We start from the raw sequence: 1,417 nt of genomic DNA, 5'->3' as shown, positions 1-1,417 counted from the left end.
GGCCGCGTCCGTTTGAGTGGTGGTCTTTCGCTTCGTTGCGATGATCAGCTGTCGTTAGTTTAGGCGGCGGTGATCTCGGGGAGTATCACCGCCTCGTCGATGGTGGGGGTGGTCGCGGTGAGCTCGGTCATGGAGGCTTCGGAGAAGTAGCGGCGGTCGGCGGCTTCCCATTCGTCGTGTTGCTCGACGAGGACGGAGCCGGCCAGGCGGAGCAGGGCGGCGTTGTTCGGGAACACGCCAACGACGTCGGTGCGGCGCTTGATCTCCCGATTGAGGCGTTCCAGCGGGTTCGTGGACCAGATCTGTCGCCAATGCCGGGCGGGGAACGCTTTGAACGCGAGGATGTCGTCACGGGCGTCGGTGAGCATCACGGCGGTCTTGGGGTGGACGCGCTCGATCATGCGCACGACTTCGTCGAACTGGGCATCGATGTGCTCGGCGTCGGGTTGGGCGAAGATCGTGCGGATCACGCTGGCGACCATCTCCTGCCGGCCCTTCGGGAGGGCGGTCAGGACGTTGCGCATGAAGTGGACGCGGCAGCGCTGCCAGGCGGCGCCCTGCAACACGGTCGCTGCGGCCTTCTTCAGTCCGGCGTGGGCGTCGGAGATCACCAGCTTCACCCCGCCCAGACCTCGTGTCTTCAACGAGCGCAGGAACTGCTTCCAGAACTCCTCGGTCTCGCTGTCTCCGACATCGAAGCCCAGCACGACCCGCCGCCCGTCAGCGGCGACGCCGATCGCGACGACGACCGCCTGGGACACGACACGGTGGTCGATGCGGACCTTGCAGTAGGTCGCGTCGAGGAACACGTAGGGGTAGGCGATGTCAGACAGCGAGCGGTCGCGGAACGATGCGACCTCGGCGTCGAGCCCTTGGCAGATGCGGGACACCTCGGACTTCGAGATGCCAGTGTCAGCGCCGAGCGCTTTGACGAGGTCATCGACCTTCCGGGTTGAGACGCCGTGGAGGTAGGCCTCCATCACGACCGCGAACAAGGCTTGGTCGACCCGGCGGCGCCGCTCCAGCAGCGACGGGAAGAACGACCCCTGCCGCAACTTCGGGATCCGCAACTCCAGATCCCCAGCCGTGGTCGACAGCACCCGCGGCCGGGAACCGTTGCGGGTAGTCGTGCGCTCGCTCGTGCGCTCGTAGGGGGCGGCGCCGATGAATGCGGCTGTCTCCGCGTCGATCAGCTCCTGGTAGAGCCGCTCGGTCGCGGCTCGGATGCGGTCGGTGGTGCCGGTGAGCTTCAGTTCCCCGAGCAGCTCGAGGAGGGCAGACTGGTCAAGAGCCATCGTGCGGTGTCGTCTTTCTGTGTGAGTTCTTGGTCGTTCTCACTGACCATCGCACGATGGCTCACCCCGTCGCGGTCACGACGCCGCGGGCCCGAAAGACCACCACCCCGCGGGACTCCAGG

Annotated in this window: 1 protein-coding gene; it reads right to left on the bottom strand. The window is 66.4% G+C overall.

What is annotated here, in order from left to right:
* Positions 1-59: 59 nt before the first annotated feature.
* Positions 60-1,295 (bottom strand): IS256 family transposase, encoded by a 1,236-nt coding sequence (locus AB0P29_RS16150; protein WP_046746337.1) that lies wholly within the window; start codon positions 1,293-1,295, stop codon positions 60-62.
* Positions 1,296-1,417: the final 122 nt, after the last annotated feature.

This window comes from Microbacterium sp. NPDC080220, assembly GCF_040686395.1.
Classification (GTDB): Bacteria; Actinomycetota; Actinomycetes; order Actinomycetales; family Microbacteriaceae; genus Microbacterium; species Microbacterium gawkjiense.
The sequence above is the reverse complement of the archived record's forward strand: the minus strand, read 5'-3'. Positions and strand labels throughout refer to the sequence as shown.